The sequence below is a fragment of the Flavobacterium caeni genome (assembly GCF_900101895.1).
Taxonomy (GTDB): Bacteria; Bacteroidota; Bacteroidia; order Flavobacteriales; family Flavobacteriaceae; genus Flavobacterium; species Flavobacterium caeni.
The window spans coordinates 85,678-112,182 of sequence record NZ_FMVF01000010.1 but is presented as its reverse complement, the minus strand read 5'-3'; the positions used below and the strand labels follow the sequence as shown (position 1 = coordinate 112,182).

Sequence of the window (26,505 nt, the reverse complement as noted above, 5' to 3'; positions counted from 1 at the left end):
TTCCCCCAAACACACCACCATTATGTCTGCGATAGAACCTATCTTACAAGAAAACAAGAACCGATTCGTCATTTTCCCGATCAAGCACCACGACATTTGGGAATGGTACAAAAAAATGGAGGCCAGTTTTTGGACGGCCGAAGAAATCGACCTCCACCAGGACTTGTCGGATTGGAACAACAAGCTCAACGCCGACGAAAAGTATTTCATTAAACATATTTTGGCTTTTTTCGCGGCTTCGGACGGTATCGTCAACGAGAACCTGGCCGAGAATTTCGTCAACGAAGTGCAGTATCCGGAGGCCAAATTCTTTTACGGCTTTCAGATCATGATGGAGAACATCCATAGCGAAACCTATTCGCTTTTGATCGACACCTATGTCAAGGACGAGGCCGAAAAAGACCAGCTTTTTAATGCGCTCGACGTGTTTCCGGCCATCAAGAAAAAAGCCGAATGGGCGCTCAAATGGATCGAATCCGATTCGTTTGCCGAAAGATTGATTGCGTTTGCGGCCGTCGAGGGAATTTTCTTCTCGGGCGCGTTCTGTTCGATCTATTGGCTCAAAAAACGCGGGCTCATGCCGGGATTGACGTTCTCGAACGAGCTGATTTCGCGTGACGAAGGCGTGCACTGCGACTTTGCCGTGCATTTGCACAACCACCACTTGGTCAACAAAGTCCCGAAAGAACGCATCAAGGAGATTATCGTCGACGCGCTCAACATCGAACGCGAATTCATCACCGAATCTTTGCCGGTAAGTTTGATTGGGATGAACGCCAATTTGATGACGCAGTATCTCGAGTTCGTAACCGATCGTTTGCTCGTTGAATTGGGATGCGAGCGCGTGTACAATTCGGCCAATCCGTTCGATTTCATGGACATGATTTCGCTGCAAGGCAAGACGAATTTCTTCGAGAAACGCGTGGCCGATTACCAAAAAGCGGGTGTCATGAACAGCGCACAACAAGGCAACGACGATGCGCAGAAGATCAGTTTCGACGCCGATTTTTAAATTTGAAAATTTGAAAATTCGATAATTTGGAAATGTTTGACTAAAGGAAAAGCATGTTCATCATCTCGGATTTTAAAACAGATTAGCCAAAAGGCTGTTTCGTACGTTCATTTTCAAATTTAACGAGCTTCGCGCCGTTCGGTTCGCCTGCGGCTCGGGTCCAAATAAAAACATTTTCAAATTCAATACAATTAACCCGAAAATCGGAAAGGGATTTCCCATTTTCACAAAACACTTGCCCATGTATGTAATAAAAAGAGACGGCCACAAAGAGCCCGTCATGTTCGACAAGATTACCGACCGCATCAAAAAATTGTGCTACGGCCTCAATGATTTGGTCGATGCGGTGAAAGTGGCCATGCGCGTCATCGAAGGATTGTATGACGGCGTAACCACTTCTGAACTCGACAATCTCGCGGCCGAAACCGCCGCGGCCATGACGGTAACCCACCCGGATTATGCGCTCCTGGCAGCGCGTATCGCGATTTCTAACCTGCACAAGAACACCAAGAAGTCGTTCTCCGAAACCATGCACGACATGTACCATTACGTGAACCCGCGCACCGGCAAGGAATCGCCGTTGTTGTCGGATGAAGTGTTTAAGGTAATTGAAGAAAATGCCGAATTTCTCGACTCGCACGTGATCTACAACCGCGATTTCAACTACGATTATTTCGGGTTCAAAACGCTCGAGCGCTCTTATTTGCTCAAGATCAACGGGAAAATCGTCGAGCGTCCGCAGCACATGCTCATGCGCGTGGCCGTGGGCATCCATTTGAATGATTTGAAAGCCGTCATCGAGACCTATGACTTGATGTCGAAAAAATATTTTACGCACGCCACCCCGACGTTGTTCAACGCCGGAACGCCAAAGCCGCAAATGTCTTCGTGCTTTTTGTTGCAAATGCAAGACGATTCGATCGACGGCATTTACGACACGCTCAAGCAAACCGCCAAGATTTCGCAATCGGCGGGCGGCATCGGTTTGTCGATCCACAACGTACGCGCGACGGGCTCGTACATCCGCGGGACAAACGGTACCTCGAACGGCATCGTCCCGATGTTGCGCGTCTTTAACGACACCGCACGTTATGTAGACCAGGGCGGCGGCAAGAGAAAAGGCAGCTTTGCGATTTACATCGAAACATGGCATGCCGACATTTTCGAGTTCCTCGATTTGAAGAAAAACCACGGTAAGGAAGAAATGCGCGCGCGTGACTTGTTCCTGGCCATGTGGACCTCCGATTTGTTCATGAAACGCGTACAGGAAGACACGACCTGGACGCTCATGTGCCCGAACGAATGTCCGGGGTTGTACGATGTGTACGGCGAGGAGTTCGAAGCGTTGTACGAATCATACGAGGCTGCAGGCAAGGGCAGAAAGACCATCAAGGCGCGCGAATTGTGGGAAAAAATCCTCGAGTCGCAAATCGAGACCGGTACGCCTTACATGCTTTACAAGGACGCCGCCAACCGCAAATCGAACCAGAAAAACCTGGGTACGATCCGTTCGTCGAATTTGTGTACAGAAATTCTAGAATACACGTCGGCCGATGAAATCGCGGTGTGTAACCTCGCGTCGATCTCGTTGCCGATGTTCATCGAAAACGGCCAGTTCAACCACGAATTGCTGTACAACGTGACCAAACGCGTGACCAAAAACCTCAATAAAGTCATCGACCGCAACTACTATCCGGTGCCGCAGGCCGAGAACTCGAACATGCGCCACCGTCCGGTAGGTTTGGGCGTACAAGGCCTGGCCGATGCGTTCATTTTGCTCCGCATGCCGTTTACCAGCGACGAGGCCAAGCAGCTCAACCAGGAAATCTTCGAGACCTTGTATTTTGCTGCCGTGACCGCGTCGATGGAATTGGCCAAGGAAGAAGGTCCGTATTCGACGTTCCAGGGCTCGCCGATTTCGCAAGGCGAATTCCAATACAACCTGTGGGGCTTGAAAGATGCCGATTTGTCGGGCCGTTGGGATTGGGCGTCTTTGCGCAAAGAAGTGATGGAGCACGGCGTGCGCAACTCGCTTTTGGTGGCGCCGATGCCTACCGCGTCCACCTCGCAAATCCTCGGCAACAACGAAGCGTTCGAACCGTATACGTCCAACATTTATACACGTCGTGTGTTGTCGGGCGAATTCATCGTCGTCAACAAACACCTGCTCGAGGACCTCGTCAAGCGCGGATTGTGGAACGAAGAATTGAAGCAAGAAATCATGCGCCACAACGGATCGGTACAAAACATCGAACGCATCCCGCAGGATTTGAAGGAATTGTACAAAACCGTCTGGGAGATGTCGATGAAAGACATCATCGATATGTCGCGTCACCGCGGTTATTTCATCGACCAATCGCAATCGCTCAACCTGTTCATGCAAGACGTGAATTATGCGAAATTGACGTCGATGCATTTCTACGCCTGGCAGTCGGGCCTCAAGACGGGCATGTACTACTTGAGAACCAAGGCCGCCGTCGATGCGATCAAGTTTACGCTTAACAACGACAAAAAAGCCGAGCCGGTACCCGTGGCCGTAGCCGCCGAAGTGGTCGAAGTGGCGGCCGAAGCAACCGCCGAAGTGACCATTCCAGCCGCACCGGTGACCGACAGCGAACCAATCAGCGCCGAGGAATACAAGGCCATGATCGAAGCCGCGCGTTCTTCACAGGGCGACGACTGCGAAATGTGCGGTTCTTAATAAAGGATCAAGAATCTGGGAACGGCCGTCTGTATAGGGCGGCTGTTTTTTTTAAGGAGCTATTCCGGCTGTACGCTGCACCCGAGCGTAGCGAACGGGCCGAACACAGAAATCGAATATTAACTTTGTGAGGCAATCTTTTCTGCGCTAAAGAAGCGCAAAAAAGGATGCCGCTGCCATCCGGGCTAGGGCCGTCAACTTCGAAGTTCGACATTCAAAATTCGATATTCAACATTCAAACAAGAAAATCGTGCGAATTTCGAATGATGAATGATGAATGATGAATGACGAATGACGAATAAAGAATATTGAACAATATGATGCACTGGGAACAACTCTTATCACTCAAAAGACAAGGCGACAAAGGCAAACGCCTGCGCAAAGAACAGGACGACACGCGACTCGGCTTTGAAGTCGATTACGACCGTATTATTTTTTCGTCGGCTTTCAGGAGTTTGCAGGACAAGACGCAGGTCATCCCGCTTTCAAAAACCGATTTTGTCCATACCAGGCTTACGCACAGCCTCGAAGTGTCGGTCGTCGGGCGTTCGCTTGGGCGTTTGGTGGGCAAGAAAATCATCGAGAAGTATCCGTATTTGGCCGAAATCCACGGCTACCACATGAACGATTTTGGTGCAATCGTGGCCGCGGCATCGCTCGCACACGACATCGGGAATCCGCCGTTCGGACATTCGGGCGAGAAGGCCATTGGCGAATATTTCAAGATCGGCAACGGCAAAAAATACCGCGAACACCTCACCGACAAGCAATGGCAGGATTTGATCGATTTCGAAGGGAACGCCAACGGTTTTTCGGTGCTCACGAGTTCGCGTCCGGGCAACGAAGGCGGGCTCCGGATTTCTTACGCCACGCTGGGCGCGTTCATGAAATACCCCAAGGAAAGCCTTCCTAAGAAACCCACGTCTGACATTTGCGACAAGAAGTACGGCTTTTTTCAATCGGACAAAAAGTTCTTTGAGGAAGTCGCCAACGAACTGGGCCTGATCCAAACCAGAACGGGCGAGGATGTTGGTTTTCAACGCCATCCGTTGGCCTACTTGGTCGAAGCCGCCGACGACATTTGTTATACGATCATCGATTTTGAAGACGGTATCAACCTTGGGCTCGTGTCCGAGGATTATGCGCTCGAATACCTGATCAAACTCGTCAAGGACAGCATCGACACGGCCAAATACAAAACGCTCGAAACCAAGGAGGACCGCATCAGTTATCTGCGCGCGCTGGCCATCGGGAGTTTGATTGCCGATGCGGTGCGCGTTTTTGTCGAAAACGAAGAGCTGATCCTGCAAGGTAAATTCCCGTACGCGCTCACCGACAAAAGCAAGTACAAGGCACAAATGGACGACATCATCAAACTCAGTGTCAAGAACATTTACCAAAGCCGCGAGGTGATCGACAAGGAACTCAAAGGCTACCAAATCATCAATACGTTGCTCGATAAATTCACGACGGCCTACAACAATAAATTCGACGGCTGCGCAACCAATTACGACAATTTGCTTCTAAAGGTTTTGCCCGAACGGCACCATCTCGAAAAGGAAAATCTGTACGAGCGTTTGCTGCACATTTGCCATTTCGTTTCGCTGCTCACCGACGGCAATGCGCTCATTTATTACCGCAATATTCTGGGGCATTTGGGCTAACCGTTAATGTTTGTGGGATTTGTATGGTTTAACAAAAAATTCACTATGTTTGTCAATCAAAAAACTTTAATCCTTATGAAAAAAATTACACTATTGGGTGTTTTTCTGTTGTCTGTAGCGGGTTTCGCCCAGACGGGGAAGCAGAAAATCCAAGCGTATTTCGAGCAGAATTTGGCGAAATACGGATTGACCAGCCAAGACGTTTCGGACTTGAACATCAGGTCTGAAGTGTATGGTAATGGCTCAAAAGTTACCAGCTACCGTGTCGTTCAAAGATACCAGGGAACTGATTTGCATCAAATCGAGGCGAGCGTTGCCATTAAAGACGGCGAGATCTTTCGTGTAGAAAGCGCTTTCTTGAACAACATCGCGTCTAAAGTAAACGTAGCGCAGCCGTCTTTGTCGGTGACCGAGGCGTTGGCGCGTGCCTACAGCGATTTGGGTGTTTCGGGAGCCAATTTCTCGATCACGGCTTCTGAAAGCAACAAAAACCTGACGCTGGCAGATGGTTTGCAAGAGGACCACATCTTGGCCAGACTCGTTTACTTTCCAGTTGACAGGGATCACCTGAAATTGGCCTGGCAGTACGATTTCTACCAGCCGGGAACCAATAATTACTGGACTACCAGCGTAGATGCCACCAACGGCCAGATCATCAAGAAAGAAAACCAATTGTTGAGCTGTAATTTTGGCGGCAAGCACCACGACCACAAAGCCGTGAGCAAGTCGTTCAACTTTACCAACAAAGCCTTTACCGGCGGCGAGACAATGATGGAAGCGCAAGGCGGTACGTATCGCGTACTCCCGTACAACATCGAGAGCCCGAACCACGGTTCTTTCCAATTGGTGTCTAACCCTGAATTCACGGCATCGTCTCCAAACGGATGGCACAACGCCAGCAACTCTATCGGTGGGACAACCCCGGCGCAGATGTATCAAAATACCAGAGGTAACAATACCTATGCGCGTGAGGATCCAACCGCCAACAATGCGTTGAACAACTTTTCACCAAACGGAGGGGCAACCTTGACGTTCGACTTCCCTTACGTGGGCGAACACCAACAACCAACCGAGTATACTTCGGCCGCAGTGACCAACTTGTTTTACACGGTGAACGTCATCCACGACATCTGGTACCAATACGGCTTCAACGAGGCGGCGAAAAACTTCCAAGCACAAAACTACGGCTTGGGCGGAACACAAACCGGCACAGGTGACTACATCTTGGCCGATGCGCAAGACGGTTATTCACAAACCGAAGCCACGCTCAACAACGCCAACTTCACGCCAACTGCAGAAGGTGTCCGTCCGCGCGTGCAAATGTTTTTGTGGAACGCCGGTGCGCCACCAACAGAATACCTGACCATCAATACACCGGCTTCTATCGCAGGTCCGCGTGTAGCGACTACCAACGTATTTGAAGGCACCGACCGTATCCCGGTACCAACCGCGCCAAACGGCATCGTTTCTGACCTGGTACTTTACACCAACGACGCCAACAACGGAACTACAACCCCGGGCGACCCCATCACGGTGCACAACGCCTGTATCCCACCAAGCAACGCGTTCGACATCAGCGGAAAAATCGCTTTGATCCGTCGCGGTAACTGTAACTTCTCTAACAAAGTGAAAAACGCACAGGATGCGGGTGCTTTGGCGGTTATCGTATACGACACCGTACCAAACAACCCGGTTCGTTTGTCGATGAGCTCTACCGGCATCCTGGGCATCACGATCCCCGCTATTTTTGTAACCAGAGAAATCGGCGAAGAAATGGTTGCCGCCATGGCCACCGAAACCGTCAACGTAAAACTCGAAACGCCTGCCGATTTGTATTTGTTCGCAGACGGCGATTTCGACAACGTGATCATCGGTCACGAAATCGGTCACGGTATCTCGAACCGTTTGATCGGTGCGGGCGCTGCAGGCTGTATGAGCAATGCCGAGAGCATGGGCGAAGGTTGGTCTGATTGGATTGGCTTGTTGCTTCAGATGAAAACCGGCGATACAGGTCCTGACGCCAAAACCATCGGTACGTTTGTATGGAACGAAGATCCGATTTTCGGAGCAGGTTTGCGCGAATTCCCATATTCGACCGACATGACCGTCAACCCACGTACGTTTGCCGACTCAAACTGGCCAGTACCGGCCGACCCGGCCGACACTACCTATCGTTATGTGGTAGGTGAATTCTGGGCATCGGTGCTTTGGGATTTGACTTGGGCATTTGTGGATGAATATGGTTTCGATCCGAACATCTATACCGGAACAGGCGGTAACAACATGGTCATGCAACTCATGGTAGATGCGATGAAAATGGCACCAGCTTGTAACACGGGCAACATGATCGGTTTCCGCGATATCATTTTTGCAACCGACCAAGCAGCTACGGGTGGCGCCAACTACAACATGATGGCAGAGGTATTCCGCAGACGCGGTATGGGCCTCAACGCTACCGGTGGTTCGCCAACCAACTCAAACGACCAAACCGAAGACTTTACGGCATTCCCGCTTTCTTCGAAAAGCTTCACCAAGGACACGTTGGTTAAGGTATATCCTAATCCATCAGACGCCATCTTCAATGTACGCATCGCGCAGTTTAACGGTTCGGTCGACATGCAGGTGGTAGACTTGAACGGCCGCGTGGTGTTCTCGCAAACCGAAAGCAATTTCAATGTAGAGAAGTCGATCAACCTGGGTCACTTGGCCAAAGGCGTTTATGTCCTGAAAGTGAACACAGCCGATTTCAACTATTCGGATAAGATTATCTTGAAATAATCAGTCTGATATAATATAGAAAAGCCCGACAATTGTCGGGCTTTTTTTATGCCAATAGTTTTGCGCTAAAAACTGTATTCTACGCCAATGCCAAGCATTTGTTTAAGTTGTATGCGCGGCCCTTTGGTCACCTGTACGCCCGCTACTTCTTCCTTGGCCTTGATGTCGTCGTCGTAAAGCAAATGCGTGCCGATATTGGCTTTGACGTATTGGTTGACAATCATGTCCAATTGCAGCTGCCAATCGACATCGATGTTGCCGAATTTGTTGATGTAATCCGAATAAAGCGCCAGACGGTTCTCAAGATTGATGTTCTTGAAGATCTCGCGTTTGAAATGGCACGTGATGAGCATACCGAACTCGGTTTTCATGTTCTCGCCTTCACGCGTCATGTTGCCATTGGCGTCGTATTGCGCCGGTTTGACCCCAAACGCCCCTTGGTTGGCGAGCCGTTGGTTGGCAACTATGGTGTTCTTGACGGTCATGGGCGACAAATACACGTTGATGAGTTTTTCTTTGTTCGAATACTCGGCACCAATACCAAAAAAGGTATAGGCTGGCGAAAATGCGCCCGAAATCGCCAAATCGGTGTTCGGGTATTCGTAGCCGTCGGTAAACTGCGTGTTGAAGTTGAATTTGGCCGAGTGGTACCAGTTCGAAATCGTATCGCGACGGTAGCCAAAAGTCGACACAAACTGGAACGCGTCGTCGGTTTTCCTGAATTCGACGCCGTCCTGCTTGTTCATCCCGTAACGCATGATGAGTTCGTTGCTCCATTTGACGTTGTTGTTGTCGTATTTGCGCGAAAAGATGCCTTTGAGCAAACCCGAAACCGAACTCACACCGCCCGCGCTCCAGTTGACGAAAGCAATTTGATTGAGGTCGAACCCCACAGTGTTTTTGTTGGTCCAGTGCGATACTTCGACGACCTTCATTTTGACCGTGTCGCGCACCACAAGCAAAGTGTCCTTGGTTTGGGCCAGGCTAGGAACGAAAAATAAAAAGAAGAAAAAAGGGAATAAGCGCTGCAATCTCATCGGTATCGGATTAAAGCCTGCAAATTTCCAAAAAAATCAATAGGATGAAAAGATTTTTACCAAACTTTTGACGTCAAAATGGTGATGTTGCTGCAACTGCTCGACCGTGCCGTGTTCGGTAAACGAATCGGCAACCCCCAACATTTTTAGCGGTGTGGTATGGCGGTTTTCGGTTGCGAATTCGGCGACGGCGCTGCCAAATCCACCTTTGATGACGCCATCTTCTAGCGTAAAAACCATCTCGAATCGTTCGAATATTTCGCGCAAAAGCGACTGGTCGAGCGGCTTCACGAATCCAAAATCATAGTGCGCAACCGTATCGGGATTTTGCAATTCGGACAAAGCCGCGACCACGTTGTTCCCCACCGCACCGGTAGAAAGCACCGCGACCTTGGTTCCCGGCTTGAGGCATCGCGCTTTCCCGATTTCGATTTTTTCGTACGGACGCTGCCAATCGATCGTCACGCCGCGCCCCCTTGGATAACGGATCGCGATGGGATGTTCCAATCCCAATTGCGCGGTGTACATGATGTTGCGCAAACCGATTTCGTCCAACGGCGCATAAATGATCATGTTGGGGATGCAACGCAGGTACGCCAAGTCGAACACCCCATGGTGCGTAGCCCCATCTTCACCCACCAATCCGGCGCGGTCAAGGCAAAAAACAACGGGCAAGTCCTGTAATGCCACATCGTGGATAACTTGGTCGTAGGCGCGCTGTAAAAACGTCGAATAGATGTTGCAAAAAACCACCATGCCCTGCGTGGCCATGCCCGCGGCCAACGTAACTGCGTGTTGCTCGGCGATGCCTACGTCCAATGCGCGATCGGGCATGGCGTCCATCATGAATTTTAATGAGCTGCCCGAGGGCATGGCCGGCGTGATGCCGATGATTTTATCGTTGTGGTGCGCCAAATCGAGTAATGTGAGCCCAAAAACGTCCTGGAAACGCGGCGGTAGATTTTCCTCGGATTTGGGTACGAGTTCGCCTGTAATTTTGTCGAATTTTCCAGGGGCATGGTATTTCACCTGATTTTCTTCGGCTTGCTGCAGCCCCTTGCCCTTGGTGGTAATCAGGTGTAAAAATTTGGGGCCTTTTACTTTTTGGAGACGTCGCAATTCGGCGATAACGGCAAACAGGTCGTGACCGTCTACAGGTCCCGAATAATCAAAGTTCAACGACTTGATCATGTTGTTTTGCTTGGGATTTTTGCCTTGCTTGACCGCCGTGAGGTAGTTTTTCAACGCGCCCACACTCGGGTCGATACCAATGGCGTTGTCGTTCAGGATCACGAGCAAATTCGCATCGGTAACGCCCGCATGGTTCAATCCCTCGAACGCCATCCCCGACGCAATCGACGCATCGCCCACCACGGCAATATGGTGTTTTTGATCATCGCCTTTCAACTTGGATGCGATGGCCATGCCCAAAGCCGCCGAAATCGCTGTAGACGAATGGCCCACGCCAAAAGTGTCGTACGGGCTTTCGCTGCGCTTTGGGAATCCCGAAATCCCGCCGAGTTGTCGGTTGGTGTGAAAAACGTCCTTGCGCCCGGTCAGAATTTTGTGCCCGTAGGCTTGGTGTCCCACGTCCCACACGAGCAAATCGTTGGGCGTGTCAAAAACGTAGTGCAACGCCAGGGTCAGTTCGACTACCCCTAAACTCGCGCCCAAATGACCCTCTTTGACCGACACCACATCGATGATAAAGTCGCGCAATTCCTGCGCAAGCTGCGGCAACCGATCCTCGGGCAGCAGCCTGAGGTCTTGCGGGTTTTGGATGCGGTCGAGCAATTTTTCGGGCATAGCACAAATGTACGGAGTTGAAATCGTATTTTTGGCGTATGGAACAGGTTTTCACCGACGAATACTTCATGAAAAAGGCGCTGCAGGAAGCCGAGACTGCGTTCGAAAAAGGCGAGATTCCCGTTGGGGCGGTCATTGTCGTCAACAACCAGGTCATCGCGCGCAGCCACAACCTGACCGAAATGCTCAACGACGTGACGGCGCATGCCGAAATGCAATCGATTACCGCGGCGGCCCACTTCTTGGGTGGCAAATACCTCAAAGAATGTACGCTGTATGTGACGCTCGAACCCTGCCAGATGTGCGCGGGCGCATTGTACTGGAGCCAGATTTCCAAAATTGTTTTTGGCGCGCGCGACGAGCAACGCGGTTACCTGTCGATGGGCACCAAACTTCATCCCAAAACCGCGGTGGTGTCGGGCGTGATGGCGCAAGAAGCCGCCGATTTGATGGTGCGTTTTTTTGCGAATCGCCGTAAATAGCAGTCTGGGCAACCTTATTTTTTGTGCCGAATTTTCTTTATAAACGATTCGGGAAAAATACCGTACATTTAATACAATATTAAAATCGGTTTTGCAGTTATCGCAGAAATCGCAAGACGTGTTGCGTGACGTTCTAACCATTTAAATTTCTTGATCTATGAAAACAAAAGGATTGATTCTCGTGTTTTTGGCATTGTTGACCTTTCAGGGCTGCAGGAAATCGGCAGCCGAATTCAATTCTGATTTTTCGCTGTTCAAGAAGTACATCTCGGGTTTTACCGGCGGCGTGGTACCCGCAAAATCCGACATTCGCGTGGTGTTGGCGTTTTCAAAGAAAGAGTGGAAGCCCAACCAGCCGCTCGACAACGGACTGTTCAGCATTTCGCCATCGGTCAGCGGGAAAGTGGTGGCGCTCACGGGAAGCACCGTCGCGTTCATCCCCGACAAAAAACTCGATCAGAATACCGAATACCAGGTCACTTTTCACCTGGACGAACTGGTCAAGGTACCCGAGAACCTGCGCGCATTCCAATTTACGGTCAAGACGATCAAGCAGGATTTTACGGTGACCACCAACGCGGTGCAGTCGTACAGCAAGGACTTCCAGCATTTGAACTGTACGCTCAAATCGGCCGATGAACTCGATTTCGAAACGGCGCAAAAACTGGTGTCGGCAAGGCAAAATGACCAAAACCTCAAGATCAAATTCGACAAGACGCTCAGTTCCAAAACCGAATTCAGGTTTGTGGTCGACAGCATCAAGCGCGAGGTGCAGGATTCCGAAATCGAAATCATTTACGACGGCGCCGATTTTGGTATCGATCAAAAAGGCACCATCAAATTTCCGATCGCAGGCAAGGAAAACTTCAAGGTAATCGATGTCGATGTGCCCGATGCGAGCAACCAGACGCTTTTGATCAACTTTTCAGATCCATTGCAACGCGACCAGAACTTCAACGGACTCGTTGCGGTGGAATCGGCCGAAGGGCTCAAATTTGCCACGCAAGGCAACGTGCTCAAGGTGTTTTTCGACCAACCGCTCAAAGGCGATTTGTTGCTCGAAGTGTTCGAAGGGATCCAAAGCGAGGATGGTTTCAAAATGAAAAAAAGTTTTGCGACCAAGGTGTTATTCGAACAGCTCAAACCCAATGTACGGCTGGTGCGCAACGGAACTTTATTGCCCAGCTCGAGCAACCTCAAACTCAATTTCGAGGCGGTCAACCTCAGGGCTGTCGACGTGAAAGTCTACAAAATCTACAAGAACAACATACTCCAGTTTTTACAGGAGAACGAGATCGACGGCGCGCGCAATTTGCGTCAGGTAGCGCAACCGGTGGCCAAGCGCGTCATCAATTTGCAAGGCAATCCGCTGGTGAAGCTCGACAAATGGAACACGTTTGCGCTTGATTTGTCAAAAATCATCACCCCCGAACCCGGTGCCATCTACCGCGTCGAGTTTGAATTCCGCAAAAAGTATTCGCTGTACCGATGCGAAAGCACCGAGCCCGACGAAACGCCCGAGGAACCAGAGGAAACAGACGAGAACGACGTCAATTACAGCGGCGACTATTACGATTACTACTACGACGATTACGAGTGGCGCGAAAGCCAAGACCCGTGCACGAATTCCTATTTTTACAACACCAAAACCGCGACCAACGTGCTCGCTTCGGATTTGGGCGTCATCGCCAAGCGCGGCGAGAACAAATCGTATTTTTTTGCGGTCAACAACTTGCTCACGACCGATCCGGTGGGCGGCGCGACAATCGACTTGTACAGTTTCCAGCAACAAAAACTGGCCACATCCAAAACCGATGTGTCGGGCACGGCCTATTTCAAGCTCGACAAGTTTGCCTATTTCGCGATCGTGACGCAGGGCAAACACACGACCTACCTAAAACTCGACGACGGTATGTCGCTTTCGGTTTCGAACTTTGACGTTTCGGGCGAGACCTTGCAAAAGGGACTTAAAGGCTATATTTATGGTGAGCGCGGCGTATGGCGACCGGGCGATGACCTGTATTTGTCGTTTATCTTGAACGACGCGGCCAACAAGCTGCCCAAGGCGCATCCGATCAAGTTGCGGCTCAACGACCCGAGCGGCAAGACGGTGTACCAAAAGGTCGTCAAGTCGAACGATTGGAACCATTATTCGTTTGTGGTACCAACCCATCCCGACGCGCCAACGGGCAGTTGGGAGGCCATGGTAAGTCTTGGCGGGGCGAAATTCTACAAAAACATCAAGATAGAGACCATCAAACCCAACCGTTTGCGCATCAAGAACACGTTCAACAAGGCCGTGCTCACTTCGGGCAGCCCGAGTACGGCGAATTTGGAGGTGACCTGGTTGCACGGTGCCATCGCCAAGAACCTCAAGGCCGACATGACCGCCAAGTTTTCGCAACAATCGACCGCGTTCAAGAATTATCCGAAATATGTATTCGACGATTTGGTGCGCCAGTTCGGGACCGAGGAAATCAACATTTTTTCAGGCCGTATCGACGAAAGCGGCCGCGCATCGGCAACGATCAATCCGCAGTTGCAGGACCAGGCGCCGGGCATGCTCAAGGCGGCGTTTGTCACCAAGGTGTATGAAGAAGGCGGCGATTTCAGCACCGATGTCATGGCAACCACCTATTCGCCCTACACCACCTACGTTGGCATTAAGACGCCCGAACCCAACAAGTACGGCATGCTTGAAACGCGAAAAATGAACCGTTTCGACATCGTCTCGGTCGATGAAAGCGGCAGGCCAAAACCGGTGCGCGGTATAGAAGTCAAGGTGTTCAAAGTCGAGTGGCGCTGGTGGTGGGACGCCGATGGCGACAACCTGTCGAATTACAACGCGGCCCATTCGGCGACGGCATTCAAGAGTTTTACCGTCAACACCGATGCGTCTGGGCGTGCGGCCGTGCAGTTTTCGGCCACCGATGAAGAATGGGGCCGGTACATGGTTCGCGTGTATGACCCGACGGGTGGCCATGCGGCCGCGCAAACCGTTGTGATCGACTGGCCATATTGGTCGGGTAAGACGCGGCATACCGATGCTTCGTCGGCCAACATGCTGGTGTTCTCGACCGATAAGAAAAATTATGCCGTGGGCGAGAAGGCGCAGGTTTCGTTCCCATCGAGCGAAGGCGGCCGCGCATTGGTTTCGATCGAAAACGGGGCCAAGGTGGTCAAAGCGCTTTGGGTCAAAACGCTCAAAGGCGAAACAAAAATTGAGGTGCCGATCACGCCCGATATGGCGCCCAACGTCTATTTCAACATCAGTTTGCTGCAACCGCACGCGACCACCAAGAACGATTCGCCGATCCGTATGTACGGCATCGTCCCAATTGAAGTCGTCGACAAAAACACCAAGCTCGAACCGCAACTCACCATGCCCAATGTACTCAAGCCCGAGCAGCCGTTCCAAATTAGAGTGGCCGAGAAATCGGGCAAACGCATGACCTATACCGTGGCCATTGTCGATGAAGGATTGCTCGATCTCACGCGGTTCAAAACCCCGAATGCGTGGGACAGTTTTTACACGCGCGAGGCCTTGGGGGTCAAGACCTGGGATATATACGATCACGTCATCGGGGCCTATGGCGGCAAGGTCAACCAGATTTTTGCCATAGGAGGCGACCAGGATTTGGGCGGCGGCAAAGCCAAGAAGGCCAATAGGTTCAAGCCTGTCGTGATGTACCTCGGGCCATTTGTGCTCGCAAAAGGACAAACGAAAACCCATCAGGTGCAACTGCCCAAATACGTGGGGTCGGTGCGTACGATGGTGGTGGCCGCCGATGCCAACACCAGCGCGTACGGCAACGTCGAAAAGGCGACGCCGGTCAAAAGTCCGCTTATGGTGCTGGCCTCGTTACCACGCAAGATTTCGCCGTCGGAACAAGTGACGATTCCCGTGACGGTGTTTGCGATGGAGAAAAACATCCGCAATGTACAGGTGCAGGTGAAAGCCAACAACGGACTGCGTGTCGTCGGCAACGCTATGCAAAACCTTACTTTTTCGCAACCCGATGAACAGATGGCCTATTTCAAACTGGCCGTCGGAAGCGGTACGGGCATCGGAAAAGTACAGGTCGTGGCCACGTCGGGCGGACAAAAATCAACCTATGAAGTCGAAATCGACATGACCAATCCGAACCCAGTTACCCATGCGTTCAAGGATGTGCTGCTCGAGCCGAACAGTTCCAAAACCTTGTCATGGGCAACTTTTGGTGTGACGGGCAGCAACAGCGCCAAGCTTGAGGTGTCGTCGATCCCGACCATCGATCTCAACCGAAGGCTGCAATATTTGATCAGCTATCCGCACGGCTGCGTCGAACAAACCACTTCGTCGGTATTCCCGCAGTTGTTTTTGTCGGAAGTGGCCGACATCACGGCCGACAGGCAATCGCAGATCCAGAAGAATGTAACGGCAGGCATCAACCGTTTGGGCGGATTCCAGTTGGCCAATGGTGGATTCGTGTATTGGCCGGGCGGATCGTATGCCGACGATTGGGGCTCGTCCTATGTGGGCCATTTCTTGGTCGAAGCCGAGAAGAAAGGCTATGTGTTGCCCGTGGGCTGCAAATCAAAATGGCTCGCCTACCAACAAAAAGAAGCCAAGACGTGGCGTTTTTATCCGCAGTACGGCAACGACCTCGCGCAGGCCTATCGTTTGTACACGCTGGCGCTGGCCGGGTCGCCCGATTTGTCGTCGATGAACCGCTTGCGCGAAACCTCGGGAATTTCAAACGAAAGTAAATTAAGGCTGGCGGCGGCGTATGCGCTTGCGGGCCAGAAATCGTCGGGGGAATTGTTGCTCGGCAAGACCAGCATCGACGAGGACGCGAATGGATCTTATTTCTACTACGGATCGGCCGACCGCAACCGTGCCATGACACTCGAAACCCTGGTGCTGCTCGGGCAAAAGCAACGCGCGTTCCAAACGGCGCTGCGATTGGCCAAGAACTTGTCGGCAGACCAATGGATGAGTACGCAAACGACGGCTTACGGGCTGTATGCGATGTCTAAATTCGCCCAATTCAACGGTAGCAAAGGCGTAGATGTGACTTATTCGAAGGACGGAAAGGCCACGCAGGTCAAAACGGGCAAGACGTTTATCGACCGCAATTTGGCCGTTCAGGCAGGGAACAACACGCTCATGATTAAGAACAACAAAAACAATACGGTGTATGTACGGGTGCTGAATTCGGGGATTTTGCCAGTGGGCAAGGAACAACCGTACCAAAGCAACCTGTCGGCGGGCGTGGTGTTCAAGAGCCGCAAAGGCGACGTGCTCAACGTTTCTAAGATAGCACAAGGCACCGAATTCTTCGCCGAAGTGACCGTCAAGAACCAACGCAACGAACGCGTCGAAAATGTGGCGTTGTCGCAAATCCTGCCTTCAGGGTTCGAAATCGTCAACACGCGTTTTACCGAGTATGGCGATGCGACGAACAATGTGGCCGATTATATTGACATCCGCGACGACAGGACGAATTTCTATTTTGCGCTCAAGGCCAACGAAGCCAAGACGTTCAAGGTACTGCTCAACGCTTCGTATTTGGGTGCGTATTACCTGCCGGGCTTGCAATGCGAGGCCATGTATGACCATTCGTACCTCGCGCGTACCAAAGGGCAGTGGATAGAAGTCGTGAAATGAAAGCCAAGATAATAGCGTTTTTGAAGCGTATTTTGGATTGGATCAACAACAACAGAATCAAGAGCGCAATCGTGTTTTTGATCTTTGTTGGCTACTATTTTTGTTTGCCGCGCACGCTGTTCGAACAGCCGTATGCCACCGTAATCGAAAGCCGCGAAGGCGAATTGCTGGGCGCAAAGATTGCACGTGACGGACAATGGCGCTTTCCGGCGCAGGATTCGGTTCCGCAAAAATTCAAGACGTGTCTGGTGTTGTTCGAAGACCGCCATTTTTACCGTCATCCGGGTTTTAACCCCGTGGCCATGACCAAGGCTGTTCGCGAGAACAGCGCGGCCGGACGCGTGGTGCGCGGCGGCAGCACGTTGACCCAACAGGTGGTTCGTTTGTCGCGGCACAACAGGTCGCGCACCTATTTCGAGAAATTGATCGAGGTGGTGTTGGCCACGCGACTCGAGTTGCGTCATTCGAAAGACGAAATCCTCGGATTGTATGCCGCGCATGCGCCCTTTGGCGGCAATGTAGTGGGGTTGGAAATGGCGTCCTGGAGGTATTTTGGCGTACAGTCGCACCAGTTGTCATGGGCCGAGAGCGCGACGCTGGCCGTATTGCCCAACGCACCGGGGTTGATTTTCCCCGGGAAAAACCAGGCCAGGTTGCGCGAGAAACGCAATCGGTTGTTGGGGAAATTGTATGCGCAAAGGATTATCGACCGTACCACTTTCGAATTGTCGGTGGCCGAACCCTTGCCGCAAAAGCCGTTCGATTTGCCGCAAACCGCGCCGCATTTGCTGGCCCGTGTCGCCAAAACGCGCGAAGGACATCGCGTGAAGACCACCATCGATCTGGCATTGCAGCAGCGTTTGAACCAATTGGCGCGGTACTACTACAACCAGTTCAAACAGAACGAAGTGCACAACCTGGCCGTACTGGTCATCGACAACCACAACCGCGATATCATTGGCTATGTGGGGAACGCGCCCACCGATGCCGACCACCAGAAAGACGTAGACATCATTACGGCGCCGCGCAGCACCGGGAGTATTCTCAAACCGTTGCTGTATGCGGCCATGCTCGACGAAGGCCAGCTGCTGCCCAATACGCTTGTCGCCGACGTACCGACGCAGATTTCGGGGTACAAGCCCGAGAACTTTAATTTGACTTTCGATGGCGCGGTACCGGCGCATAGAGCGCTCGCGCGGTCGCTCAACATCCCGTCGGTGTTGATGTTGCAGGATTTTGGCGTGCCCAAGTTCTATGAGACGCTGCAAAAATTCAAGTTGCACGACATTTCCAAAACGCCCGACCACTACGGATTGTCGCTTATTTTGGGCGGCGCCGAAAGCAATTTGTGGGATTTGTGCCGAACCTATGCGGGGCTGTCGTCCACGGTGGAGTATTTCAACGCGCACCAAGCCCGGTACCGAACGGGCGAATTTGCCGAACTCAATTACACCGATGGTTTCAAGACAAATTTTGGTAAGCCGAGTTTCGACAAAACGATTTTGGGCGCAGGATCGATTTATTTGACCTATGAGGCCATGAAGGAAGTCAATCGACCCGAAGGCGACGAGGCCTGGAAATTTTACGACAGCGCGCTCCAGATTGCCTGGAAAACGGGTACCAGCTTTGGCAACCGCGACGCCTGGGCCATTGGGACCAACGCGCGCTATGTGGTGGGTGTTTGGGTGGGCAACGCCACGGGCGAAGGACGGCCCGAGCTGACGGGCGTGTCGAGCGCCGCGCCGGTTTTGTTCGACGCGTTTAGGTTGTTGCCGCGCAAAAAAGGTGTTGCGGCACCGCTCAACGATTTGGAAGAGGTCGAGGTGTGCGCGCAAAGCGGTTATTTGGCCAAGCCCGATTGCCCGACCGTCAAGCAGCTTGTGCCACCCAAAGGCAAGACGACGGCCGTTTGCCCGTTTCACAAAACCGTGCATTTGGATGCCAGGCGACGGTACCGTGTGAACGCCGATTGTCAGCCCGTGGCGGATATGGTCACGCAAAGCTGGTTTGTGCTGCCGCCGGTCATGGAGTGGTATTACCGGTCGCAACACATCGAATATGTGCCGTTGCCGCCTTACCGTGCGGATTGTTCGGGGGTGGGCGGGGCCATGGATTTCATTTATCCGAAGGCCGGAACCAAGATTTATTTGACCAAGGATTTTGCGAGCAAGGTGCAGCCGGTGGTGCTCAAGGTGGCGCATCCGAACAGGGAGCAATTGTTGTATTGGTATGTGGATGGCGTGTACAAAGGCACGACGCAAACCTTTCACGATTTGCCGATCGCGCCCGTTTCGGGGTTTCACGTGGTGACGGTGGTAGACCAAGACGGTAACGAGATCAGACGACGCATCGAGATCGTAAGGGAGTAATCGTGGATTGTGGTGGAAGCCCGCGTTAGGGGTTGAAGCGGTTATCCTTTTGCGGCGCCCGGCATAGGGCGGCGCAAAAGATAAAAGCGGAAGACCCGACGGCGCGACAACATGCTCCATCGAAGCCCAAGACATCTGGCGACGGAACGCCCAAACCAAAAATAAAAAAACCGCCAATCTTGCGAAAGGCGGTCTTTTTTTAATCCTTGATGACGTTTCCTTTGTCGTCATAAAAGTGGTATTCTAAATACGTGTAAGCGTCACGTGGAATGATTTTCACCCATTTGCGGTGCTCGAAAAACCACTTCGAGCGCGGCGATGGAAACCCTTTGCTGAGGTAAGCAGCCACAAACGGGTGCGCGTTGAGCACCACTTTTTTGTGGGTTTTTAACAAGCGTTCCAGGTCTTGGTTGATCTTGTCGACGATTTGGATAGGCGCTTCGATTTCGCCGTTCCCATTGTTCGGATCTTCTTCCCTGGTCTTGATGTTGACTTCGGGGCGAACCCGTTGTCTGGTAATTTGCACGAGCCCAAATTTGCTCGGCGGCAGGATCTTGTGTTTGGCCTTGTCGTCGCTCATCTCCTCGCGGAGTTTGTCGAACAGCACCTTTCTGTTGTCGGGGTTGGACATGTCGATGAAATCGATGACGATGATCCCGCCCATGTCGCGCAAACGCAATTGTCTGGCGATTTCGGCTGCGGCAATCATGTTGACTTCGAGGGCCGTGTCTTCCTGATTGGTCGCCTTGTTCGAACGGTTGCCCGAGTTGACGTCGATGACGTGCAAGGCTTCGGTATGTTCGATGATCAAATAGGCGCCGCGGCTCATGGAAACGGTTTTCCCGAACGAGGTTTTGATTTGTCTCTCGATGTGGTACCTTTCAAAGATCGGGGTGTCGCGCGACTGATAAAACTTAACAATCGATTGCTTGGATGGCGCTATCTCCAACAGATAGTCCTTGGTTTGGTAAAACAACTCCTCATCGTCTATGTGGATTCCGGTAAAGGAATCGTTGAACACATCGCGCAGGATAGAGGAAGCCCTGTTGAGCTCTCCCAATACCTTTGACGGATGATGGGCAGTCGGTATTTTTTTGCACATTGCAGTCCACCTGCTTAAGAGGTTCTGCAAATCTTTTTCTAATTCGGCCGTCGATTTGCCTTCGGCCACCGTGCGAACGATGATGCCGAAGCCTTTGGGCCGAATGGCTTGCGTCAGTTTCTTGAGACGGTCTTTCTCTTCGCGCGATTCGATTTTTTGGGAAACCGAAACACGGTCGGAAAACGGAACCAGGACGATGAACCGGCCGGCCAGCGACAACTCCGAGGAAATGCGTGGGCCTTTGGTCGAAATCGGTTCCTTGACCACTTGAACCAATACAGATTGGTTCGCGCTGAGGACATCGGCGATGATGCCGTTTTTGTCGATCTCTTTTTCGAACTGAAAGTTTTTGAGGGTGAAATCTTTAATCTTACCTGCGCTTACAAGTTTTAAGAATTTCAGTTGGGAAGACAAGTTGGGGCCCAAGTCGTGGTAGTGCAAAAAGGCGTCTTTTTCGAAGCCTACATTGACAAACGCGGCGTTGAGTCCGGCCACGGGCTTGCGGATCTTGGCGATAAAAATGTCGCCTACCGAAAACTCGCTTTTGTGCTCTTCTTCCTTGTGTAATTCTATTAGTTTTCCATCTTTTAATAAGGCAAAATCTACGGCTTCAGAACTTGATCTGATGATTAATTCTTTATTCACATCGTAAATTTTTATCCGGACTTTAGTCGAAAGTCGAAAGTCGAAAGTCAAACGAGCAGGCGAAAGCCAGTCGTTGAAACCACGCCAGTTCTGGCTTTAGACCGGAGGGCGGATGGATTAAACAATAACAGGTATTTTGTACCCGGTAGAATTGAAATTCCAAATTCCAAATTCCAAATTCCAAACGCCGGTAGTTGGAATTTGGTGCTTGGACTTTGGAGTTTACTTTGCGTTTCAACTCAAATTTCAATGAACGTTTAAAAAGAAAAAAAGTAGTTTAGAACTACTTTTTCTTCTTGTGGCGGTTAGCTCTCGCACGTTTTTTTCTTTTGTGCGTAGCTACCTTATGTCTTTTTCTTTTTTTACCACTTGGCATACTAAAGGGTTTAGAATTAGTTAATAAAGATTATTTTGCTTCGTTGTTGGTTTTCACGCCTTCTACAAAAACTTTGGCAGGTTTGAAGGCAGGAATGTTGTGAGCAGGGATTTTAATAGTCGTATTTTTCGAAATGTTTCTTCCTGTTTTCTCGGCTCTGGTTTTGATGATGAAACTTCCGAAACCTCTAAGGTAAACGTTGTCACCTGTTTCGAGTGAAGTTTTTACTTCGTCCATGAAAGATTCCACAGTTGCTTGTACATCGCCTTTTTCAAGACCCAACTTTTCTGAAATTTTCGCTACGATATCTGCTTTCGTCATTTTGTTGCGTATTAATTAATGTAAAAATTTGAGGTTGCAAATATAGGAATTAAAAATCGGAATATTCAAGCTAAAACATTAAATTTTAATCACATAAACATTTAATTTTGCGGGGCAAATTTTTAACATGAATTTCACCAAAACCCTTATCGTGTGGTATTTACAGTACAAACGTGCGCTGCCTTGGCGGGACACCCAAGATCCCTATGCGATATGGCTTTCTGAAATCATGTTGCAACAAACGCGAGTCGCGCAAGGAATGCCCTACTTTTTTGCGTTCACCGAGGCGTTTCCGACCGTGTCTGATTTGGCCAATGCCTCCGAAGAAAAAGTGCTCAAATTATGGCAAGGACTCGGTTACTATTCGCGCGCCCGCAACCTGCACAAAACCGCAAAGATTGTCGCGTTTGAAATGGGTGGAAATTTCCCCGACAACTACGCCGATTTGCTCCAACTCAAAGGCGTCGGCGAATACACCGCGGCGGCCATCGCGTCGTTTTCATTCAACGAAGCGGTTCCTGTGGTAGACGGCAATGTGTTTCGCGTGCTGTCGCGGTTTTTTGGCATCGCAACCGACATATCGGGCAGCTCGGCCAAAAAAGAATTTGCCGCGCTCGCGTTCGAACTCATGCCCAAAGACGATCCGGCGACCTTTAATCAGGCGCTGATGGAATTCGGCGCATTGCAATGCGTACCCAAAAATCCGGATTGCGGGGTTTGCTCGATGAATGTCGGATGTTTGGCCTTGCAACAGAATAAAGTCGATTTGCTTCCCGTCAAATCCAAGAAAACCAAGGTGACGACGCGTTTTTTGAACTACCTGGTTTTGACCGACGCGCACAAAAACACGGTGATGCAACAGCGCACTGGGAAAGGCATCTGGCGCAATTTGTACGAGTTTCCGCTGGTAGAAACACCAGTCGAGGTAAACGAGGAGGCAATCGCCCTGGCCGCCGCGCAACAATTCCCGCAGGTTACGGCTGTTTCGTTGGGCCAAAGGGTCAACCACAAACTCACGCACCAAAACCTGAATCTGGCTTTTTGGGAAGTGCGGTCGAGCGCGACTTTGCCCGACGCAATAAGCCAGGACGCGGCGCGCGCATTGCCGGTGCCCATCGTGATCCATAATTTTATCGAAAGGCATTGGCGCTGATTTTTAAAAATTAGTATATTTGGAATAAATACAATCCATACAAAAAATGAGCGGGACCTTAAACAAAGTATTGCTGATCGGGCATTTGGGAGATGAAGTAAAAATGCACTATTTCGACGGCGGCAATTGCATCGGCCGTTTTCCGCTGGCCACCAACGAGACCTACATCAACAAGACCACGAACGAAAAGATCACGTCTACCGAATGGCACAACCTCGTTGTTCGTAATAAAGCAGCCGAAATCTGCGAAAAATATTTGTCCAAGGGCGACAAGATTTACGTAGAGGGCCGTATCAAGTCGCGCCAATGGCAAGCCGACGACGGATCCACCAAGTACACGACCGAAATCCAGGTGACCGAGTTCACCTTCCTGTCGGTCAAAAAAGAGATGGACAAAGGCACCGACAAAACGCCTAATTTTGAAGCGCAGAACCCAGCGGCCGAAAACGACCTGCCGTTCTGAATGTATAACCAATTCGTACCCATTTGGACCCTGAGCCCAGTTTACTCGCGTCGATAGACCTTCATTTGTTGGTTGGCTTTGCGGCCATATTTGTCCTGCTCGCCTGTTCGGCGATGGTGTCGGCTGCCGAAGTCGCTTTTTTTTCGCTGTCGCCCGACGATTTGAACCAGTGCGCGCAAAAACACCCCAAGAAATCGACCCTGATAACAGGTTTGCTCGACCGGCCGAAGAAGCTTTTGGCGACCATGGTCGTGACCAACAACTTCACCAATATGGGCGTGGTGGTTTTGTATTCGGTCATTGGACGGGACCTGTTTGCGTCGATCGCATCGCCCGTGCTCAAGTTTGTGACCGATGTGGCGGTCGTGACGTTGGTGATTTTGCTTTTTGGCGAGGTGTTGCCCAAGATTTACGCCAGTCGCAACAACGTCAAATTCGCGTGTTTCATTGCCGCGCCGTTGGCGTTGCTCGACAAACTGCTCACGCCGGTGAGTATCCCGTTGCGCAGGATGATCAACTTTTTGCACAAGAAACTCGGCAAGCAAAAATCGAATTTCTCGGTAGACCAGCTCTCGCAGGCGTTGGAGTTGACGTCATCTGAAGGCACGTCGCAAAACGAACAAAAAATCCTCGAAGGGATCGTCTCGTTCGGCAATACCGATACCAAGCAGGTCATGAGCCCGCGTATCGATATTTTTGCGCTCGACATCGGAGCGTCATTTGCCGAAGTGCTGCCGCAAATCACCGAAAAAGGTTTTTCGCGCATCCCGGTGTACCGCGACAGCATCGACCAGATCGAGGGCGTGTTGTTTGTCAAGGATTTGATCCCGCACATCCAAAAAAAGGAATTCGACTGGCAAAGTTTGCTGCGCGCGCCGTTCTTTGTGCCCGAGAACAAAAAACTCGACAACCTGTTGAAGGATTTTCAAGCGATGAAAAGCCATTTGGCCATTGTGGTGGATGAGTACGGCGGCACCTCGGGGCTGGTTTCGCTCGAAGACGTAATCGAAGAGATCGTGGGCGACATCAGCGACGAATTCGACGACGAGAACATCAATTATTCGCAAATAGACGACAAGACGTTCCTGTTTGAAGGCAAGATCAACCTCAAGGATTTTTACCGCATCACCGATGCCGATGAATCCTTGTTCGAGGAGCATAAAGGCGAGGCCGAGACGTTGGCGGGCTTCATACTCGAGATCCTCGGCAATTTTCCTAAGAAAGGGCAGAAAATAAATTTTGACCGTTACCGTTTTACGATCGAGACCGTCGACAAAAAGCGCGTCAAACAAATCAAGGTGACCCACGAATGACAAAAAATACGATTACATATGGCCTGATCGGTATCGTTTCGCTGCTCGTTTCGGGCTGTAAAGACGAGGTGCTGCCCAAGCCGTCAAGCCAGCTCAGGCTCGATTATCCCGAAGCGCAGTACGCGCGGTTCGAAAACCAGTGTCCGTTTGCGTTCGACATGAATGCCAATGCGGTGATCCAGCAAAAATCGGGTTGCGATTTCGAGATCAACTATCCCAAGATGAAGGCCACGGTGTACATCACCTACAAACCCGTTCAAAACAACCTCAATGTGCTTTTGCGCGACGCCCAAAAACTTACGTACGAACATGTGATCAAGGCCGACGACATTACCGAGCAGCCCTTTTTGAACCACGACGAAAGGGTATTCGGGATGTTTTACCAAGTGAACGGCAACGCGGCCACCAATGCGCAGTTTTATGTAACCGACAGCACGCGGCATTTCATAGACTGTTCGGTGTATTTTTACGCCAAGCCCAATTTCGATTCGATCATGCCCGCGGCCAGTTATGTTAAGAACGACATGCAGCGGTTGATGGAGAGTTTGAAGTGGAGGGCCGAGCGTTAAAAAATAGCCCTGTGGGCTATTTTAGCGAAGGAGCCAGCAGGCGCGATGGCGTGCGTAGGCCATAGCGTCAAAAGGTTGAGATATTTCTGATTCGAATTTGTGTACGAACAATAAAAAAGCCCGAAAGATTTCTCTCTCAGGCTTTTTGCTTTTAAGACTTTATGACCTTAAGACTTTACGCTCAAACGGCGATTGGCGAGTGGCAATTTTGACGAGAAAACATAAAAAAAGCCCGAAAGATTTCTCTCTCAGGCTTTTTGCTTTTAAGACTTTATGACCTTAAGACTTTACGCTCAAACGGCGATTGGCGAGTGGCAATTTTGACGAGAAAACATAAAAAAAACCCGAAAGATTTCTCTCTCAGGCTTTTTGCTTTTAAGACTTTATGACCTTAAGACTTTACGACTTAAAAAGAATTACGCCTTCTTCTCGTCGGCCGAACAGTGTTTCTTTTTCGCCGAACAACATCCCGACTTGCCTTCCTTGGCATCGGATGCACATGATTTGCCCTCTTTGGTGTCGGCGCTAGGGCCAGTCTTTGCTGACTTCTTTTTGGCTTTTTCTTTTTCCTGGTCTTGGAACAACATCGCCTTGTCGCCCGAAGATTTTACGTCGTGCACTTTGTAGGTTTTGCCGTCTGCCGCCGCTTCGACCGTATTGACCAAGGTCTCTGGCGTTTGCTTGTTGGCATCGAATTCTACCGTAGCGGTTTTTTTGTCGAAATCGACGGTGGCTTTTTCGACACCGTCCATTTTGGCGAGTTTGCTCTCGATCGTTTTGGCGCAGCCCATCGAGCAGGTCATACCGTCGATGCTAAAGCTCGCGGTTTCCATCTTGGCCGGCGCGTTTGATTCGTTGGCGGCTACTTGGGCGCCCGCTTCGGCAGGTGCGGCTTCGGTTTGTTTGCAAGAAACCATGCAGATTCCGGCCACCGCCATCATCCATAAAGATTTTGAAAATTTCATAAGCTATGTTTTTGTTTGTCGTTTTTGTTAGGTGATGCGACAAAAATATAAAAATAATTGAGCGACGTTTCACAAAATTATTACAATTTTGAAGCGTTA

General features: G+C 50.8%; 16 protein-coding genes. 11 read left to right on the top strand and 5 right to left on the bottom strand.

The annotated features are described in order from the left end of the window. Window positions 1–22: 22 nt before the first annotated feature. The 4 genes from BLP55_RS11190 to BLP55_RS11175 all read left to right on the top strand — a co-directional run bounded on the left by BLP55_RS11190 (window position 23) and on the right by BLP55_RS11175 (window position 8,155). On the top strand, window positions 23–1,012 hold the full coding sequence (locus tag BLP55_RS11190; protein ID WP_091143838.1) for a ribonucleotide-diphosphate reductase subunit beta: 990 nt from the start codon (window positions 23–25) through the stop codon (window positions 1,010–1,012). A gap of 241 nt (window positions 1,013–1,253) precedes the next feature. Continuing rightward, the gene (locus BLP55_RS11185; protein WP_091143834.1) at window positions 1,254–3,713 is read left to right on the top strand and encodes a ribonucleoside-diphosphate reductase subunit alpha; all 2,460 of its coding nucleotides are present in this window, start codon (window positions 1,254–1,256) and stop codon (window positions 3,711–3,713) included. Between the two features lie 320 nt (window positions 3,714–4,033). Then, a complete protein-coding gene (dgt, locus tag BLP55_RS11180) occupies window positions 4,034–5,377 on the top strand; it encodes a dGTP triphosphohydrolase (protein ID WP_091143926.1) in 1,344 nt (447 codons plus the stop codon). A 75-nt stretch (window positions 5,378–5,452) separates the two neighbouring features. Continuing rightward, the gene (locus tag BLP55_RS11175) at window positions 5,453–8,155 is read left to right on the top strand and encodes a M36 family metallopeptidase (protein WP_170826851.1); all 2,703 of its coding nucleotides are present in this window, start codon (window positions 5,453–5,455) and stop codon (window positions 8,153–8,155) included. 65 nt (window positions 8,156–8,220) lie between these two features. Here the strand turns inward: BLP55_RS11175 and BLP55_RS11170 are convergent, their stop codons facing one another. Both BLP55_RS11170 and BLP55_RS11165 read right to left on the bottom strand, forming a co-directional pair. Beyond that, the gene (locus tag BLP55_RS11170; protein ID WP_091143827.1) at window positions 8,221–9,192 is read right to left on the bottom strand and encodes a DUF3078 domain-containing protein; all 972 of its coding nucleotides are present in this window, start codon (window positions 9,190–9,192) and stop codon (window positions 8,221–8,223) included. A 36-nt stretch (window positions 9,193–9,228) separates the two neighbouring features. Continuing rightward, on the bottom strand, window positions 9,229–10,998 hold the full coding sequence (locus BLP55_RS11165) for a 1-deoxy-D-xylulose-5-phosphate synthase (RefSeq protein WP_091143824.1): 1,770 nt from the start codon (window positions 10,996–10,998) through the stop codon (window positions 9,229–9,231). Between the two features lie 38 nt (window positions 10,999–11,036). On the opposite strand from BLP55_RS11165, the gene BLP55_RS11160 reads away from it, so the two are divergent. The 3 genes from BLP55_RS11160 to pbpC all read left to right on the top strand — a co-directional run bounded on the left by BLP55_RS11160 (window position 11,037) and on the right by pbpC (window position 19,499). Further along, a complete protein-coding gene (locus tag BLP55_RS11160) occupies window positions 11,037–11,480 on the top strand; it encodes a nucleoside deaminase (RefSeq protein ID WP_091143923.1) in 444 nt (147 codons plus the stop codon). Between the two features lie 157 nt (window positions 11,481–11,637). Next, window positions 11,638–17,130: an alpha-2-macroglobulin family protein gene (locus tag BLP55_RS11155; RefSeq protein WP_091143820.1), complete on the top strand. Its 5,493-nt coding sequence runs from the start codon at window positions 11,638–11,640 to the stop codon at window positions 17,128–17,130. Next, window positions 17,127–19,499, top strand: coding sequence for a penicillin-binding protein 1C (gene pbpC / locus BLP55_RS11150; protein ID WP_091143817.1), 2,373 nt, complete (start codon window positions 17,127–17,129; stop codon window positions 19,497–19,499). Before BLP55_RS11155 ends, pbpC begins: the two co-directional genes overlap by 4 nt. Window positions 19,500–19,698: 199 nt before the next feature. Here the strand turns inward: pbpC and BLP55_RS11145 are convergent, their stop codons facing one another. Next, entirely contained in the window at window positions 19,699–21,246 is a 1,548-nt protein-coding gene (locus tag BLP55_RS11145) for an Rne/Rng family ribonuclease (RefSeq protein ID WP_091143814.1), read from the bottom strand. 406 nt (window positions 21,247–21,652) lie between these two features. Further along, complete coding sequence (locus BLP55_RS11140) at window positions 21,653–21,943, bottom strand: HU family DNA-binding protein (RefSeq protein WP_091143810.1); 291 nt, start codon at window positions 21,941–21,943, stop codon at window positions 21,653–21,655. 127 nt (window positions 21,944–22,070) lie between these two features. On the opposite strand from BLP55_RS11140, the gene mutY reads away from it, so the two are divergent. Genes mutY through gldD form a run of 4 tightly spaced genes read left to right on the top strand, consistent with a single transcriptional unit; the run spans window position 22,071 to window position 25,441 of the window. Continuing rightward, on the top strand, window positions 22,071–23,096 hold the full coding sequence (gene mutY, locus BLP55_RS11135; protein ID WP_091143806.1) for an A/G-specific adenine glycosylase: 1,026 nt from the start codon (window positions 22,071–22,073) through the stop codon (window positions 23,094–23,096). Window positions 23,097–23,142: 46 nt separating this feature from the next. After that, window positions 23,143–23,559, top strand: coding sequence for a single-stranded DNA-binding protein (locus BLP55_RS11130; protein WP_091143801.1), 417 nt, complete (start codon window positions 23,143–23,145; stop codon window positions 23,557–23,559). A gap of 23 nt (window positions 23,560–23,582) precedes the next feature. Continuing rightward, window positions 23,583–24,872: a gliding motility-associated protein GldE gene (locus BLP55_RS11125; protein WP_091143797.1), complete on the top strand. Its 1,290-nt coding sequence runs from the start codon at window positions 23,583–23,585 to the stop codon at window positions 24,870–24,872. Then, on the top strand, window positions 24,869–25,441 hold the full coding sequence (gldD, locus tag BLP55_RS11120; protein WP_091143794.1) for a gliding motility lipoprotein GldD: 573 nt from the start codon (window positions 24,869–24,871) through the stop codon (window positions 25,439–25,441). Before BLP55_RS11125 ends, gldD begins: the two co-directional genes overlap by 4 nt. A gap of 416 nt (window positions 25,442–25,857) precedes the next feature. Here gldD and BLP55_RS11115 read toward each other — a convergent pair whose 3' ends face one another. Beyond that, window positions 25,858–26,406 (bottom strand): heavy-metal-associated domain-containing protein, encoded by a 549-nt coding sequence (locus BLP55_RS11115; RefSeq protein WP_091143790.1) that lies wholly within the window; start codon window positions 26,404–26,406, stop codon window positions 25,858–25,860. Window positions 26,407–26,505: the final 99 nt, after the last annotated feature.